This window comes from uncultured Parvibaculum sp. (assembly GCF_963975745.1).
Taxonomy (GTDB): Bacteria; Pseudomonadota; Alphaproteobacteria; order Parvibaculales; family Parvibaculaceae; genus Parvibaculum.
In genome coordinates this window covers 1-15,638 of the sequence record NZ_CAXBIB010000020.1, presented here as the reverse complement: position 1 = coordinate 15,638, position 15,638 = coordinate 1, and the positions used below count along the sequence as shown (strand labels likewise).

Annotated in this window: 14 protein-coding genes and 1 tRNA gene; 8 read left to right on the top strand and 7 right to left on the bottom strand. The window is 63.7% G+C overall.

The genetic code is table 11. The annotated features are described in order from the left end of the window. Window positions 1–219: 219 nt before the first annotated feature. The 3 genes from AAC071_RS14400 to AAC071_RS14390 form a co-directional block, all read right to left on the bottom strand. A complete protein-coding gene (locus AAC071_RS14400; protein WP_339833758.1) occupies window positions 220–618 on the bottom strand; it encodes a hypothetical protein in 399 nt (132 codons plus the stop codon). Between the two features lie 385 nt (window positions 619–1,003). Next, window positions 1,004–1,078 (bottom strand) — tRNA-Val (locus AAC071_RS14395). 133 nt (window positions 1,079–1,211) lie between these two features. Then, entirely contained in the window at window positions 1,212–1,574 is a 363-nt protein-coding gene (locus AAC071_RS14390; protein WP_339833756.1) for a response regulator, read from the bottom strand. A gap of 269 nt (window positions 1,575–1,843) precedes the next feature. Here AAC071_RS14390 and AAC071_RS14385 point away from each other — a divergent pair, with 269 nt between their 5' ends. The 3 genes from AAC071_RS14385 to AAC071_RS14375 all read left to right on the top strand — a co-directional run bounded on the left by AAC071_RS14385 (window position 1,844) and on the right by AAC071_RS14375 (window position 5,749). Continuing rightward, window positions 1,844–2,794, top strand: coding sequence for an N-formylglutamate amidohydrolase (locus tag AAC071_RS14385; protein WP_339833754.1), 951 nt, complete (start codon window positions 1,844–1,846; stop codon window positions 2,792–2,794). Window positions 2,795–3,202: 408 nt separating this feature from the next. After that, a complete protein-coding gene (locus AAC071_RS14380) occupies window positions 3,203–4,123 on the top strand; it encodes a transglycosylase SLT domain-containing protein (protein ID WP_339833752.1) in 921 nt (306 codons plus the stop codon). A 36-nt stretch (window positions 4,124–4,159) separates the two neighbouring features. Further along, a complete protein-coding gene (locus AAC071_RS14375; protein ID WP_339833749.1) occupies window positions 4,160–5,749 on the top strand; it encodes an FMN-binding glutamate synthase family protein in 1,590 nt (529 codons plus the stop codon). On the opposite strand, the gene AAC071_RS14370 is transcribed toward AAC071_RS14375, so the two are convergent. Further along, complete coding sequence (locus tag AAC071_RS14370) at window positions 5,668–6,624, bottom strand: diacylglycerol kinase family protein (RefSeq protein ID WP_339833747.1); 957 nt, start codon at window positions 6,622–6,624, stop codon at window positions 5,668–5,670. The two genes, AAC071_RS14375 and AAC071_RS14370, sit on opposite strands and share 82 nt — an antisense overlap. 198 nt (window positions 6,625–6,822) lie before the next feature. Here AAC071_RS14370 and AAC071_RS14365 point away from each other — a divergent pair, with 198 nt between their 5' ends. Together AAC071_RS14365 and AAC071_RS14360 are read left to right on the top strand one after the other, a co-directional pair. Next, window positions 6,823–7,788: a UDP-2,3-diacylglucosamine diphosphatase gene (locus tag AAC071_RS14365; protein WP_339833745.1), complete on the top strand. Its 966-nt coding sequence runs from the start codon at window positions 6,823–6,825 to the stop codon at window positions 7,786–7,788. A gap of 5 nt (window positions 7,789–7,793) precedes the next feature. Next, window positions 7,794–8,993: a glycosyltransferase family 1 protein gene (locus AAC071_RS14360; RefSeq protein WP_339833742.1), complete on the top strand. Its 1,200-nt coding sequence runs from the start codon at window positions 7,794–7,796 to the stop codon at window positions 8,991–8,993. Window positions 8,994–9,248: 255 nt separating this feature from the next. Here AAC071_RS14360 and AAC071_RS14355 read toward each other — a convergent pair whose 3' ends face one another. Beyond that, window positions 9,249–9,941, bottom strand: coding sequence for a DUF4336 domain-containing protein (locus AAC071_RS14355; protein ID WP_339833740.1), 693 nt, complete (start codon window positions 9,939–9,941; stop codon window positions 9,249–9,251). A gap of 141 nt (window positions 9,942–10,082) precedes the next feature. Continuing rightward, window positions 10,083–10,631: a pyridoxamine 5'-phosphate oxidase family protein gene (locus tag AAC071_RS14350; RefSeq protein ID WP_339833737.1), complete on the bottom strand. Its 549-nt coding sequence runs from the start codon at window positions 10,629–10,631 to the stop codon at window positions 10,083–10,085. 100 nt (window positions 10,632–10,731) lie between these two features. Between AAC071_RS14350 and AAC071_RS14345 the strand changes: the two genes are divergently transcribed. After that, complete coding sequence (locus AAC071_RS14345; protein WP_339833734.1) at window positions 10,732–10,896, top strand: hypothetical protein; 165 nt, start codon at window positions 10,732–10,734, stop codon at window positions 10,894–10,896. Window positions 10,897–10,906: 10 nt separating this feature from the next. Here the strand turns inward: AAC071_RS14345 and AAC071_RS14340 are convergent, their stop codons facing one another. Continuing rightward, window positions 10,907–12,163, bottom strand: coding sequence for an MFS transporter (locus AAC071_RS14340; protein WP_339833732.1), 1,257 nt, complete (start codon window positions 12,161–12,163; stop codon window positions 10,907–10,909). Window positions 12,164–12,496: 333 nt separating this feature from the next. Between AAC071_RS14340 and typA the strand changes: the two genes are divergently transcribed. After that, window positions 12,497–14,353: a translational GTPase TypA gene (typA, locus tag AAC071_RS14335; protein WP_339833729.1), complete on the top strand. Its 1,857-nt coding sequence runs from the start codon at window positions 12,497–12,499 to the stop codon at window positions 14,351–14,353. 220 nt (window positions 14,354–14,573) lie between these two features. Continuing rightward, window positions 14,574–15,581, top strand: coding sequence for an amidohydrolase family protein (locus AAC071_RS14330; RefSeq protein WP_339833726.1), 1,008 nt, complete (start codon window positions 14,574–14,576; stop codon window positions 15,579–15,581). Window positions 15,582–15,638: the final 57 nt, after the last annotated feature.

The following is a 15,638-nucleotide window of genomic DNA, read 5'->3' as shown; positions in this document are numbered from 1 at the left end:
GCAACAGGCGCAATAGAGGCACAGCCTGCGGCGGTGACACTCGCCTGCGTCCTAGACGAGTATCTGGCCTCTATCGCTCGCCAGCCCAGCGCCGAACAGGCGCGATACACCCGCGCTCACATGGTTTCGCATTTCGGCGAGGACTTCGATGTCCGCCTGCTCAACTTTGATAAACAGGAAGCATATCTCGACCACCGCATAGACGCGGGCGTTAAAGCCTCAACCGTCGAAAGGGAATTGAGTGTGCTGCGCGCCGCGCTTTATCACTTTAGCGAGCAATGTCCGCACGTCCTGCCCGTCCCGCCGAAAATTTACAACCCGGAGCGCGAGGACAATTCCCGCAAACGGTGGCTGACGCCCGAGGAACTTGCGGCGCTGCTCAATGCCACGAAGTCCCCGCACATCCGCCTTTTCATTCTTCTGGGCATAACAACCGGTGCCCGACCGGATGCCATCCTTGACCTCAAATGGGATGCCATCGACTTCAACGCAATGCGCATCTATCTCAATCCGAACGGCAGGGCGCAGAACGCAAAGCATCGGCCTGTGATGCCGCTTCAGGACGTTCTGTGGGCGGAGCTCCGGCAAGCGTGGGAGAATGAAGTCGAGCTCGCCCAATTCTGGCGCTCTCGCAACAAGGGGCGCCCCACCTCTGGCTATGTCGTTTCTTACGGCGGCTACCCGCTGGGCTCAATCAAGAAGGCTTTCGCAAGGACCGTTGAAGCCGCCGGGCTTGGCAAGGACGTGGTGCCCTACTCACTGCGCCACACCGCCGCCTCGTGGCTGGCGCAGGCAGGTGTGCCGCTGGTGGAAATCGCGGCCTTTCTCGGTCATAGCGATACGAGGATGGTTGAGCAGCACTATGTCCACCTCCACCCCGACTACAAAGAGAAGGCCGCCAACACCATCGCTGAAAACATGAAAAAGGCGGGCATTACACCCCAGTTGCGCCCCAGAGAGAAGCGCGGGAAGAAAGGGGATGCCGCTAAGTCACGGAAGGCAATGGTGGGCGTGACAGGGATTGAACCTGTGACCCCTTCGATGTCAACGAAGTGCTCTCCCGCTGAGCTACACGCCCATTGCCATTCCCAAACGCCGGCGGCGGGCGCCAGCGAGGCGGCACCGAACCGGCACCGACGGCCGTTCCTATAGCGAGGATACCCTTCAAAGACAAGCTGGAAACGCAGTCTGGAAACGTGCGCCGGGGCTGCTCAGGCGGCGACCATCAGGCGTTCGACCTCGGCCACGAGATCGCGCAGATGGAAGGGCTTCGACAGCACCTTCGCATCCTTGGGCGCAGCCACTTCCGGATTGAGCGCGACGGCGGCAAAACCGGTGATAAACATGATCTTGAGTGTCGGGTCGAGCTCGGCCGCAAGGCGGGCCAGTTCAATGCCGTCCATCTCCGGCATCACGATATCCGTCAGCAGAATATCGAAAACATCGTCCTTGAGGCGCCGGTGGGCCTCGTCGCCCTGTCCATAGGACACGACTTCGTGGCCCGCGTTTTCGAGCGCCTTGGCCAGAAACCGGCGCATGGATTCGTCGTCTTCTGCGAGCAGAATGCGTGCCATAGGTCCAGCCCGATCCGTCCCTTGATGTCCATCACTGCGGGAGCGGCCTGCGGCCCAATGGCCATCCCCTCTCCCCACCTGGGTTCCACTTTAGGATTCGAATAGTAAACAGCATATGAAGCACGGCGTTTGCGATCCACCTTGCTCTCGAATTTTCCCCCTTCACCGCGCGGGTCGCCCTCGGCGAGATGGTCATGCTATGCTTTTTTCCAAAGCGCTCCGGCATTCGTACTCACAATGGTAAAACAGATATTTTAATATCATTCCCGATGGACCTGTCCCCCGCAACACTGAAGACGACGCCAGGGCCGCAGGCTTCGGAATCCGCCGAAATCAGCCTTTTTGAACACCCCGTCATAGTCGAAGACCCGCCAGGCCAGCGGATTCCGTTCGTCTTCAGTTCGCCCCATAGCGGGCGGCATTACCCGGCATCGTTCATCGCCGCCTCAAACCTTGACGCGTTGACGTTGCGTCGAAGCGAGGACAGCTTTGTCGAACAGCTTTTCGGCGCCGCCGTCGGCCGCGGTGCGCCATTGCTTCACGCGCGTTTCCCGCGTGCCTATCTCGATGCGAATCGCGAGCCCTACGAACTCGACCCGGCAATGTTCGCAGAGCCCCTGCCGCCGCATGTGAATACGCGCTCGCTGCGCGTCGCCGGCGGTCTCGGCACGATTGCGCGCGTCGTTTCGGATGCGACGGAAATCTATCGCGAACCCCTCTCCTATGCTGAAGCCGAAGAACGAATCCGGCGGCTCTACATGCCGTTTCACGACACACTGCAGAGCCTTCTCGAACGCACGCTCCAGCGCTTCGGCTTTGCCATCCTGATCGATTGCCATTCCATGCCCTCGGTCGGCGGACCGACCGACGAAGACCGTGGCGCGGACCGTCCTGATATTGTCCTGGGCGATCGCTATGGCACCTCCTGCGACGGCGCCATAACGGCCGAAGCGGAGCGGATTCTGCAGCGGCTGGGCTATAGCGTCGTCCGCAATAATCCCTATGCCGGCGGCTTCAACACCGAGCATTACGGCCGCCCCCGCAGTGGCCTCCATGCCTTGCAGATCGAGATCAACCGGGCCCTCTATATGGACGAGGCGCGGCTGGAGCCGATCCCCGCCTTCGATCGCATGCGGGAGAACATGACCGCCTTCATCGACGAACTGGCGACCTGCGACTGGGCCGCCCTGACGCCGTCCATACGCGGGGCGGCGTTCTGAACCAGCCGGCAGCGCCAAGCCATCGGGACGTCGACCGGTACAAAAAAAGGGGCCCTGGCGAACCAGGGCCCAAGTTTAGGGAGGAAACGCCCAGGAAGGGCTACGGCAACGGGAGAAACCTCAACCGATGCCGCGATGCACAAGATGACATTGCACTGCACACAAATCAAGGGTCAAAACAAAAATTTCCTCCCGGAAAATAGCTGAATTCTGCCAAATACTTGGGCAAAGGGCACATATTTCAGGCCCAATGGGCTCTGTGTGCAGCGCAGCGAACTTCATGTCAGATGAACCGGGCGTCAATAGGGTACTCACAGCAAACGTTCCTTAACGCCGATGCTCCATGATGACCGATGAATCGTTGCATGGCCCTGTGGCCACGTGACCTCACGGCAAGAGGTGGAACGCATGGCCGCTTTGGCGCGCCTTTTCAGATACGGAACGAGCGCGGCCGCGGCCCTGTCGTTGTCATTGCTTCTGGCGGGCACGGCATGGGCCGGCGACGGCGTCGAGGACCCCTCTCTTCTCTGCGAACGTGCCACGCTTCACCACGAAACGGCCAATGGACTTCCGCGCGCATTGCTGACCGCGGTTTCCTTGGCCGAGTCGGGCCGCTACGACGCCCGAACGCGCCAGGCACGCGCCTGGCCATGGACCATCAACGCCGAGGGCCGCGGATACTATTTCAAGAGCAAGGAAGAAGCGGTCCGCGCGACGCGGCGCATGCTCGACAATGGCATGCGTTCGATCGATATCGGCTGCATGCAGGTCAACCTCCGCTATCATCCCGACGCTTTCGCAAGCCTTGAAGACGGCTTCGACCCAATGACCAACGTCGCCTATGGCGCCGATTTCCTGAAGCGTCTTCATGCACAGACGCGAAGCTGGCCGAAGGCCGTGGCGCACTACCATTCCCAGACGACCGCGCGCGGCGGCCGCTATTTCGCCCGCGTCATCCGCATCTGGGAAAATGAACGCACCCGGATCGCCAACGCCGCCTACGTCGCACCGGCCGCGCAGCACGCGCCACGGATCGACATATCGGCCGAGCTGAAGCCCGCGATCACGCCTGCTCTGGAACGGACACGGGACCCGAAACCGGTCGCCGAGATCACAACGGCAAGCATCATGCGTCCGGCGCCGAAAGTGCTTGATCCAATGCCGGGTCAGAATGTCCGCGAGGCCGCAGCTGCGACGGTCGGCCTGCGTCTGTCGATCGCCGATGGTGAATTCGAAGTCGCAAGCGGCGATGCGCATCGCACGCCGCCGCGCGTGCTCGAACCGGCACGGCCGACACGCATTGCCGAGGCAGACCTGCCCGGCGCCTAGGGCCACGGGGATATCATACATTCGGGGGCACGGAGCATGGGCACGTTCGGCGGAACGATGAAGGATCTGGCGGACGTCCTGAACGATTCCGTTATCTGGCAGATCGTCGACATCATGTCGGCGTTCTTCATTGTCGGCATCGGCTGCGGCGTGCTGGCAATCGTTGTTCTTTTCGTGATCGACAGCACACAGACGAAGCATGCTGTCCGGCGCAACTATCCGGTCATCGGCCGATTTCGTTATCTCTTCGAGTCTCTCGGTGAATATTTCCGGCAGTACTTCTTCGCGATGGACCGCGAGGAACTCCCCTTCAACCGCGCCCAGCGCGCCTGGGTCTATCGCGCGGCGAAGGGCGTCGATACGACTGTCGCCTTCGGCTCGACACGCGATCTGCGCCCCGCTGGCACGGTGACCTTTGCCAATTGTCCCTTCCCGACGCTCGACCGCAACGCAGCCGAGACGGCCTTGATCGAGGTCGGTCCCTATGCGCGCAAACCTTTCCGTACGGCATCGATCTACAATATTTCCGGCATGAGCTACGGCGCGATCTCGAGACCGGCCGTGCTCGCGCTGTCGAAAGGCGCGCGCATGGCCGGCATCTGGCTCAATACCGGCGAGGGAGGCCTGTCGCCCTTCCATCTCGAAGGCGGCGCCGACATCGTCTTCCAGATCGGCACGGCGAAATATGGCTGCCGCGACGCAGACGGCGCCCTTTCGGACGAAAAGCTCGCCGCACTGGCCGCCCACGAACAGATCCGCATGTTCGAGATCAAGTTGAGCCAGGGCGCCAAGCCCGGCAAGGGCGGCATTCTGCCGGGCTCGAAGGTCACACCGGAGATCGCGGCCATTCGCGGCATTCCCGCCGGCCACGATTCGATCAGCCCGAACCGGCATCCCGAAGTCGACAGCATCGGCGAACTGCTCGACTTCGTTGCCCATGTGCGCGACGTGACAGGCAAACCGACCGGCTTCAAGCTCGTGCTCGGCGCCTATGACTGGCTCGACGACCTCTGCAACGAGATCAACCGCCGCGGCATCGAACATGCGCCCGACTTTATCTCGCTCGACAGTGCGGATGGCGGCACGGGCGCCGCGCCGATGCCGCTGATCGACTATGTCGGCCTGCCGATCTGGGAAAGCCTGCCCGTCCTCTGCGACACGCTGGAACGCCACAAACTGAAATCGCGCATCCGCGTGACGGCGAGCGGCAAGCTGATCACGCCGGCCGAGGTCGCCTGGGCGCTTTGCGTCGGCGCCGATTTCGTCTGCTCGGCGCGCGGCTTCATGTTCTCGCTGGGCTGCATCCAGGCACTTCAGTGCAACAAGAACACCTGCCCGACCGGCATCACCACACATAACAAGCGCCTGCAGCGCGGCCTCGACGTGACCGACAAGGGCGAACGCGTACGCCGCTATGCCGAACGCGTGACGCAGGAAGTCTGCGTGATCGCGCATTCCTGCGGCGTCACCGAACCGCGCCGCCTCAACCGTGAACATGCGCGCATCATGGGCTCGGATGGCGTGTCGGTATCGCTGGCCGAATATTACGGCCGCTGGGCCGCCGCCGCCGCACTGCCGTCGCGCAACGGCTTCGGCCGACCGCGCTTCGGTGCCGACGCCGCCTGACCCGGCACCACAAGGCGCAGGAACTGCGTCCCTTGTTCGATCGTCAGCGGCAGGTGACCGCGCGCGTCGCCATCCACTTCGACGGCAAGACCGGCCGGGGCTGTGACGTCGATATGCCGTGCCGGCAATATCTCGACGCTGCGTAATCGCGCCACACGGCCAAGGGCAAGCGCCGCCAGAAAGCGCGCAAGGCCGAAACGGCTGCCGTCATGCAGCAGAAAGAGCGTTAGCCCCGGCAGGGTGATGTCGGATTGCGGCGCCAGCACGAAGGGGCCGGCATAGTGCCGCGCATTGGTGACGATGGCCCATGCCGCGCGCTTCTCCCGGCCGTCGACGACAAGACGGATATCCCGGCCCGGACCGCGCAGCCATTCCTTCAATCCCGACCAGATGAACGCACCCTTGCCCCACAGGCGCTTGAGACGCGGATCGATGCCGTGCACGACCACGCCATCATATCCGATGCCGACCATCAGCAGGAAGACCGCGCCGTCGACAAGGCCGGTGCCGATCAATTCGGCCGGCCCGCTACGCAGCATCGCCGCGATTTCGTCTGCTTGCGGACGAAGACCGATCTCGATGGCTAGCACATTGGCCGTGCCGAGCGGCAGAATGCCGAGCGGAACGCCCTGCCCCATCAGGCCACGCGCGACCTCGTTGATCGTGCCGTCGCCGCCGGCCGCAACGATCACATCGGCCCGGCCCGCCTGCGCCGCCGCGCGCGCCAGCTCGGTGGCATGACCGGGCGCCTGCGTTTCTTCGATCGCCACATCGGCACCATGCGCGCGCAGACGCGCGACGACGCGATCGAGCAGCGCACGGTTGCGGTTTCCGGCGGCCGGATTGACAATAATATGGATGAAACGACGCAGCACCGAACGGCTCTTACCCCCCTCTGTCATCAAACTGTCAAAAAAATGTCACAAATCCTTGTTGCGGCGCACCCATATTCGTGACGAACGCAGCCGGGCGATTCGCTTATAGCCAGATTGATCGGCACAGGCGAGCCAGCCGACCAGGGATAAGCAGGACGACCAACGCAAGATGAGTGCAACAAGGCGATCGACGCGAATATGACAGTGATCGAAACGGGCTTGCCGAGACGGCTGGAAGAGGCGGCGACCGCGCCGCCGCCGAAATCGGCAAAGACATCCCGCAAGGAGGCGGCCCGCGCAAAGGCGCGGCGCAACGGCCTCGACGAAAGACTGCTCGGCCCGCGCCCCAAACACCGCAAGCAGCACCGTACGCTTTTCCTCTCCGACATTCATCTGGGCACGCCGGGCTGCAAGGCCGAGCTGCTGCTCGACTTCCTGCGCCACAACGACGCCGAGACCTTCTATCTGGTCGGCGACATTGTCGACGGCTGGCGCATCAAGCGCTCCTGGTACTGGAATGCCGCGCATAACGCCGTGGTGCAGGAATTCCTGCGCAAGGCCCGCAAGGGCGCAACCATCATCTATGTGCCCGGCAATCACGACGAGGCGCTGCGCGACTATACCGGACTCAATTTCGGCGGCATCGACGTGACCGGCGAAGCGATCCACGAGACCGCCGACGGCAGACGTCTGCTGGTGCTGCATGGCGACCAGTTCGACAGCGTCGTCAAATATGCCAAATGGCTCGCCCATCTCGGCGACCGCGCCTATGGGCTGGCGCTGGTGCTCAACAACTGGCTGCACGAGGTGCGCCGCTTCTTCGGCCTCTCCTACTGGTCGCTCTCGTCCTACCTCAAGAACCGCGTCAAGAACGCGGTCGAATACATCTCGAGCTACGAACAGGCGGTCGCCCGCGAGGCGCGCGAGCGCGGCGTCGACGGCGTGGTCTGCGGTCACATCCATCATGCCGAAATGCGCGACATGGACGGCATTCTCTACTGCAATGACGGCGACTGGGTCGAAAGCTGCACGGCCCTGTCGGAAGACGAGACCGGCGCCCTGTCGCTGATCGTCTGGCAGAAATTCTCCTGGGAGAACGGCCTGGGCCATCTCGAGACCGAACCGCATGAGGACGACGTCATGCCGGCATTGAGCGCCGCCTGATGGCCATGAGCACCACGCTTACGCCGCTTCCCCCGCTGGCGCCCCGCAAGAAGCGCCGCGTCGCGAGGCTCTTGAGCCGACTGCGCGGCAAACCGCTGCCGAAGGATGTCGGCCGCTTTTCCGAACCCTTGCGCATCGTCATCGTTTCCGACGCCGCGCCGCCGCAGGTCAACGGCGTGGTACGCACATTGCAGCAGCTGACGCAGCATCTCGAAGCGATGGGACATGAAGTGACCTTCATCACGCCCGATCTCTTCCGCACCGTGCCGCTGCCGACCTACAAGGAAATCCGGCTGGCGCTTTTCCCGGGCGCCAGGATCGCGCGGATCATCCGCCAGGCCAATCCCAACGCCATTCATATCGCGACCGAAGGACCGCTCGGCCTCGCGGCGCGGCGCTTCTGCCTGCGCAAGGGGATTCCCTTCTCGACCTCGTTCCACACGCGCTTTGCCGAATACCTCAACGCGCGCACCGGCATTCCGCTCGCATGGGGCTATGCCTTCCTGCGCCGCTTCCATGCGAAATCGACCGCGCTGATGGTGGCGACGCCTTCCCTGCAGACGGAACTCACGGACCGCGGCTTCGGCGAGCCGGTGATCTGGTCGCGCGGCGTCGATGTCGAACGCTACCGGCCGCGCGAGGACCTGCAGGACGCACACCCGATGGGCCTTGCGCGGCCGGTCTGGCTCAATGTCGGCCGCGTGGCGGTCGAAAAGAATCTTGAAGCCTTTCTCGATCTCGATCTGCCCGGCACGAAAATGATCGTCGGCGAAGGTCCGCGCCTCGAACATCTGAAGAAGAAGTACCCGCAGGCGCATTTCGCCGGCCCGCTGTTCGGCGAGGAACTGGCGGCGGCCTATGCGGCAGCCGATGTGTTCGTGTTCCCGAGCAGGACCGACACATTCGGTCTGGTGCTGATCGAGGCGATGGCGGCCGGAACGCCGGTTGCGGGCTACCCGGTGCAGGGACCGGCCGATGTGCTGGCTTTCACGCCCGACGGCACCAAGGCCGGTGTGATCGACGAGGACCTGAAAACCGCCTGCATGAGGGCGTTGCGCCTCGACCGCGACGATGCGCGCGCCTATGCGATGAATTTTTCCTGGGACGCCTGCGCCCGGCAGTTCATCTCGAACCTCGCGCTCGAAGAGATGCCGGGAACGGAGGAGACGGTCGAGATGCGCACAGCGATGGAGGTGGCGGGCTAGCAATCAGTATCGACATTGCTTCGTCGCTTCGCTGGCAATGACGGAACAGGAATCTTCCCCCTGCGGAAGGGCCGAAATCTGCGGCAAACGCACAGCGCAGGTTTCGGGGAGGGGCGGACCCCTCCGACGGAACGAACACGCCATCGGATGTACATGGCTGTTCGCCCGCAACCCCTCTCCAAACGGCTTTCAGCCGTTTGACCCTCCCACAGGGGGCGGACGGGACGCCGGCGGCACCGGCACCAGATGCCGGACCTAGCTGGCGAGCCAACGAAATGCCCGGCCAATGAATGCCGCGCCGTCCTCGGTCACGGGCGTTCCATGCGCCATCAGCACCTTCCTGGCCGGCCATGCCAGAATCTGGTCCAGCGCATGGCGCGCGGCCCGGCGGTCGGTGAACGCCAGACGGAACTTCCGCGGCACAGCGGGCTCGGGCGCCACCATGAGGTCGAGTTTCGCCACGACCGCGCGCCAGCCGGAGAACCAGCCGGCGTGAAAATGCTGGATGAGATCGGTGAAGAGCACGGTGCCGCTTGCGATGTGAAAAAACACGATCTCGGTCGTGATGACGTTGCCGGCCATCAGGACCTGATCGATTTCGCCCGCCCAGGCGGGGTCCGGCTCATTTCCAAGATCGTCGTCGAAAGCAATGTCCTTGCGCTTCTCCCGCAGTCCCGGCGGGGCATAGACCTTCGCTTCCGGCCAGGCGCGCTGCCAGTCGGCGACCGACAAATGATGCAGCGAATTCGGCGCAACGATGTGACGAACCGGACCGAGCGCATCGACTGCCGTGCGAAGCGCATCGACAAGCGGGATCGGCGACCAGATGAAGAGGCCGCCATCGGCCAGCCTGATGACGGCCATGCGCGTGGGATAGCGGAACCCGAACACCTCGACGGTGTCGGCGCCATCCGCAATCCAGATTCGGTCACCGAATTGTTCCAGCATTTCCGCCCCCGTCATGTCGCCGCCACAGAAGGGGAATGTATCGAGAGACGCTTCCCCCTGCCGTGAAAAGATATCCCCAATTGTCAGCGCAACGCTCGATCCCCATATAGGAACCATCTCCAGGGTTGCGGCCGCTGCGCTCTACTCCACCCCGGTCGGCAGCCCGTCGATGCTGACGCGGTTCTTTTCCTGCCAGTATTCGGCGATGCCGTCCTCGCCCCGCGCTTCGGCCCAGCGCGTCAGCGAGGGACGCTCTTCCCTGTAGTCGTGGAGCGGCACGCCGAAGCCGCAGCTTGTCTGCACCAGTTCGACATCGAGCACCACGATCTGCCGCGCGCCCGGGGGCTCGTTGCCGTCGAAGAAACTTTCGAGATAGCGCGCATAGCCGCCCGTGCCCTTGCGCGCGACGCGGCCGCGACCGTAGAGACGCAGGATCATCGGCGAGCCTTCGAAGGCGCAGAACATGATTGTCATGCGGCCATCGGCCTTCAGATGCGCCGCCGCTTCGTTGCCGCTGCCGGTGTGGTCGAGATAGCAGACCTCGTTGTCGCCCACGACGCGGAAGCCGTCGAGCCCCTTGGGCGAGAGGTTGATGCGGCTGTCACCCGTGGCGCTGGCGGTGAAGAAGATGTGCTGGCGCCCGATGAAACTCTTGAGCTCCGGCGTGAGGCTCGGGAATTGTTTGGCCATGTCGCGTCCTCTCAATCGCCTCCCAATGATGGGGGTTTCCTTTTCATACATCGATCCAATCGATAGCATGGACGCTTAATTTTCGAGAGGAGATCCCGCCGTGGCAAGGGCAGACGATAACCCGCTCACAGAAGACCCGCTGTACACGGCGTTGAGGCGAAGCATCGCTGAGTTCCGCGCCGGACGGGTCCGCGACATCGATGAAGTTCTCGATACGCTGGAGACACGCGCCATCGCCGTACGCCTGCCGACAACCGGGAAATGAACCCCAGCCCTCAATCGCCGTCGATCAGCGCGCGGGAACTGGTGTCGGGGATCGTCGAATAATAGGCCGCCGCCGCGACAAGCACGAGGGCGAGAAAGCCGAAGGCGGCGCGGTAGGTGACGTCGAAGCCGAAGTCCATGCGCAGCAACTGGCCGATCAGCACGCCCGACAAGGCACTCAGCACGAAGACGCCGGCCATGTTGCCGAAATTGAGGATGGTGATACCGCGCCCGGCGAGACGGTCCGGGAAGATCAGCCGTCCATGCGCGAGCAGCAGCGGCGTGTAGCCGGCATTGAGCCCGAAGATCACGAAGAGCGCCGTGACCAGCCAGAGCGGCGGCGCATCGAGCGCGGCGAGAAGGACGAGAATGGCGGCCGACAATGCGGCGCCGGCCATGATCGGCTTCTTGATGCTGCCGAAGACGCGCTCGGCATAGCCCCAGACGAGGAGGCCGACGATCTGACCCGCCGTCAGCAGCAGCAGGACGTTGCCGCGGCCGGTGAGGTCGAGGCCGTGCACATCGGCGAGATAGGGCGAGGCCCAGAGCGTCTGCACGGCGGCGAAGACCGCATAACCGGTCGAGATCATCACGAAGAGCGGCGGCACCGCCGGATGGCGGACGACCTCGCCGAGACCCCGGAGACTCTGGCCCAGCGTTTCGCGCGGGGCGTCGGATGCCGGATGGCCGGCCGGTGCGTCGCGCACGATGAAACCCATGGCGACCGCGAGGACGCCGGTGACGATGGCGGCGAGAACGAAGCTGGCGCGCCAGCCGATCGCTTCGGCGGCGAAGGCGAGCGGCGCGGTCGCCATCAGCGCGCCGAGCGTGCCGATGGAAATCTGCAGGCCGGTCAGCGCCGCGAAGCGATCGGCCGGGAACCAGCGGCGATAGATCATCAACGGGCCCATCAGCATCACCGAACAGCCGATGCCCATCAGGATACGCGCGACGGTCAGCCCGGTGCGGCCCTCGGCCATGGCGAAGACCAGGCAGCCGAGCACGGCGACACCGATCGAGCCGATCATGGTCAGGCGCGCGCCATAGCGGTCGAGCAGGATGCCGACCGGGATCTGCATCAGCGCGAAGGAAAGAAAGAAGGCGCCCGACAGGATGCCAAGCTCTTCAGGCTGCAGCCCGAGATCCGCCGTCAGATTGGGCGCGATGACGCCTGTCGACGAGCGCAGGAACTGGCTGACCGTGTAGACGAGGCAGAGAATGGCGACCAGGGCCAGAACATAGAGGCGGGAGGCGCGCGGGGCGGACATGCGGCGGGGCTCTCCCTGAAGGCCGGGACGGTACCCCCGGGCGCGTTGACGGTGCCAAGTGCTAGCATGGCCGGGCCGGGCGCTGTCAAACTACCAAAAACGCAAGGCAATCTGCCCTTTTCCGCACTTGCGAAGCAAACCTTGTGGCGACCCCCCTCCCCGTTATATAAGGCGGCACATTTCGGCCGCCCCCGCGCCAAGCTTTGCCGCGCGGCCGGGCCGCGAAAGCGTTGTCGCCTGAACCGCGAAAACGCCCCGTTTCTTTGTTTTGTCGCGTTTCGGACGGAAAGCCGGAAGCCCGCTTTCCCGAAAACGCCTAGCCCGGCTGGTATCATGTCTATTCGGAATATCGCGATCATCGCCCATGTCGACCATGGGAAGACGACGCTGGTCGATCAGTTGCTTCGCCAGTCCGGCACCTTCCGCGACAACCAGCAGGTTGCCGAGCGGGTGATGGATTCGAACGATCTCGAACGCGAGCGCGGCATCACCATTCTGGCCAAATGCACCAGCGTCGACTGGGAGCAGGACGGCACCCATACCCGCATCAACATCATCGACACGCCGGGCCATGCCGATTTCGGCGGCGAGGTGGAACGCATCCTCTCGATGGTGGACGGCGTGGTGCTGCTGGTCGACGCGGCCGAGGGCCCGCTGCCGCAGACCAAGTTCGTGACATCGAAGGCGCTGGCGCTGGGCCTGCGCCCCATCGTGCTGATCAACAAGGTCGACCGCCCCGACGCGCGCGCCGACGAAGTGCATATCGAAGCCTTCGATCTTTTCGCCGCCCTCGGCGCCACCGACGAGCAGCTCGACTTCCCAACCATCTTCGCCTCGGCCAAGGAAGGCTGGGCGACGGAAGACCTGAGCGCCCCTGACGCCAAGGACCACGGCATGGCGCCGCTCTTTGCCAAGATCCTGACGCATTTCCACGCGCCCGAAGCGCTGACCGACGGTTCGCAGCAGGAACCTTTCGCGATGCTGGTGACGACCATCGAAAGCGACCCCTATCTCGGCCGCATCCTGACCGGCCGCATCGAAAAGGGCATCGTCAAGCCGAACCTGCCGGTGCAGGTATTGCGCAAGCCCAAGGATGGCGAGGCGGCGACGGTGGAAAAGGGCCGCATCACCCGCGTGATGGCGTTCCGCGGCATCCAGCGCATTCCTGTCGACGAGGCGAAGGCCGGCGACATCGTCGCGATTGCGGGCCTCGAGGAAGGCACCGTTGCCGACACGATCTGCGATCCGACCGTGACCGAAGCGATCGACGCGCTGCCGATCGATCCGCCGACGCTGTCGATCACGGTGTCGATCAACGACAGCCCGCTGGCCGGCCGCGAAGGCAACAAGGTGCAGTCGCGCGTGATCCGCGAGCGGCTGATGAAGGAAGCGGAATCCAACGTCGCGATCAAGGTGACGGACAGCGAGAGCCGCGACGCCTTCGAAGTGGCGGGCCGCGGCGAATTGCAGCTCGGCGTGCTGATCGAGAACATGCGCCGCGAGGGCTTCGAGCTTTCGATCTCGCGGCCGCGCGTGCTCTATCGCGAGGACGAGAAGGGCAACCGCCTGGAGCCGATCGAGGAAGCCACCGTCGATGTCGACGACGAATATACCGGCGTCGTCATCGAGAAGATCTCGAACCGCAAGGGCGAGATGATCGACATGCGCCCGACCGGCGCCGGCAAGACCCGCATCATCTTCCATTGCCCGTCGCGGGGCCTGATCGGCTATCACGGCGAGTTCCTGACCGACACGCGCGGCACCGGCGTGATGAACCGCATGTTCCATGCCTACGAGCCCTATCGCGGCGAAATCGAGGGCCGGCGCAACGGCGTGCTGATCTCGAACGGCGCCGGCGACGCGGTGCCCTACGCGCTCTGGTATATCGAGGAGCGCGGCACGCTTTTCGTCCAGCCGGGCGTCAAGGTCTATGAGGGCATGATCATCGGCGAGAATGCGCGCCCCGACGACCTGATCGTCAATCCGCTGAAGGCCAAGCAGCTGACCAACATCCGCACCACCTCGAAGGACGAGGCCGTGCGCCTGACGCCGCCGCGGCCGCTGACGCTCGAACAGGCGATCGCCTATATCGAGCAGGACGAGCTGGTGGAAGTGACGCCGAAATCGATCCGCCTGCGCAAGCGCTATCTCGATCCCAACGAACGCAAGAAGTTCGCCCGGGCGGGGTGAGGCGAACATCCCGCTGAATCAAATCAAGTACGTCATGGCCCGCTTTATGCGGGCCATCCACGTCTTGACGCATTCTTCGTAAGAAAGACGTGGATGACCCGGACAAGCCGGGTCATGACGGATTTGGATTAAAGTCCGAATTCATACCCACACAAGACAGCCGATTGCCTCTCGTGGCCCTCAATGCCACTCTTCCCCGAAGAAACACCGGGAGGCGATGATGGCGGGCAATGCGGAATGGCTGGCGCAGGTTGTGGAAGCGGCGCTCGAGCCCGGGCTGCCGATCATCGACCCGCATCATCATCTCTGGGACCATCCGGGCTCGCGCTACGAGCTCGACGAATTGCTGGCCGATACCGGCCAGGGCCACAATATCCGCGCCACCGTCTTCGTCGAATGCAAGGCGATGTATCGCGCCGCAGGGCCTGAAAACCTGAAACCGGTCGGCGAGACCGAATATGTCAACGGCATCGCCGCCAAATCGGCCAGCGGGCAATTCGGCGAAATGCGGGCCTGCGCCGGCATTGTCGGCTTTGCCGATCTGCGGCTGGGCGCGGCGGTCGACGCGGTGCTGGAGGCGCATCTGGCCCGCGCGCCGGAACGCTTTCGCGGCATCCGCCATGCCTCCGCCTTCGATCCGAGCCCGGATGTGCGCGCCTCGCACACGCTGCCGCCCCAAGGGCTGCTCGGGCTCGAAAGCTTCCGCGCGGGCTTTGCGCGGCTGGCGACATACGGCCTCAGTTTCGACGCCTGGCACTATCACCACCAGATCCCCGAACTGACGGCACTGGCCCGCGCTTTCCCCGAAACGACGATCATCTTCGATCATTTCGGCGGACCGATCGGCATCGGCCCTTACGAAGGCAAGCGCGCCGAGATCTTCGCGCAATGGAAAAAGGATGTGGCCGAGCTTGCCGCCTGCCCCAATGTCGTCGCCAAGATCGGCGGCATCAACATGGCGGTCAACGGCTTCGGCTGGCACAAGCGGGCCAAGCCGCCGACCTCGGACGAACTGGTGGCCGCGACGCGCGACTGGTATCTGCATGCGATCGACGTCTTCGGGCCGGCGCGCTGCATGTTCGAAAGCAATTTCCCGGTCGACAAGCTTTCCTGTTCCTATGGCGTGCTGTGGAACGCCTTCAAGAAGATCGCCGGCGGATTCACGGTGGCGGAAAAGGCGTCGCTGTTTCACGACACGGCCAAACGGGTTTACAGGATTCCCGATTAAATCCACCCTCCCCTTGGGGATTCCTCTGCAAAAGAGAGTGGCATTTGGATTGTAGTG

Excerpts from the sequence above, each read along its gene's own strand:
- AAC071_RS14330 (WP_339833726.1), top strand. The coding sequence starts at position 14,574 with ATGGCGGGCAATGCGGAATGGCTGGCGCAGGTTGTGGAAGCGGCGCTC.
- AAC071_RS14385 (WP_339833754.1), top strand. The coding sequence starts at position 1,844 with ATGGACCTGTCCCCCGCAACACTGAAGACGACGCCAGGGCCGCAGGCT.
- typA (WP_339833729.1), top strand. The coding sequence starts at position 12,497 with ATGTCTATTCGGAATATCGCGATCATCGCCCATGTCGACCATGGGAAG.
- AAC071_RS14365 (WP_339833745.1), top strand. The coding sequence starts at position 6,823 with ATGACAGTGATCGAAACGGGCTTGCCGAGACGGCTGGAAGAGGCGGCG.
- AAC071_RS14375 (WP_339833749.1), top strand. The coding sequence starts at position 4,160 with ATGGGCACGTTCGGCGGAACGATGAAGGATCTGGCGGACGTCCTGAAC.
- AAC071_RS14355 (WP_339833740.1), bottom strand. The coding sequence starts at position 9,941 with ATGCTGGAACAATTCGGTGACCGAATCTGGATTGCGGATGGCGCCGAC.
- AAC071_RS14380 (WP_339833752.1), top strand. The coding sequence starts at position 3,203 with ATGGCCGCTTTGGCGCGCCTTTTCAGATACGGAACGAGCGCGGCCGCG.
- AAC071_RS14340 (WP_339833732.1), bottom strand. The coding sequence starts at position 12,163 with ATGTCCGCCCCGCGCGCCTCCCGCCTCTATGTTCTGGCCCTGGTCGCC.
- AAC071_RS14350 (WP_339833737.1), bottom strand. The coding sequence starts at position 10,631 with ATGGCCAAACAATTCCCGAGCCTCACGCCGGAGCTCAAGAGTTTCATC.
- AAC071_RS14390 (WP_339833756.1), bottom strand. The coding sequence starts at position 1,574 with ATGGCACGCATTCTGCTCGCAGAAGACGACGAATCCATGCGCCGGTTT.
- AAC071_RS14360 (WP_339833742.1), top strand. The coding sequence starts at position 7,794 with ATGAGCACCACGCTTACGCCGCTTCCCCCGCTGGCGCCCCGCAAGAAG.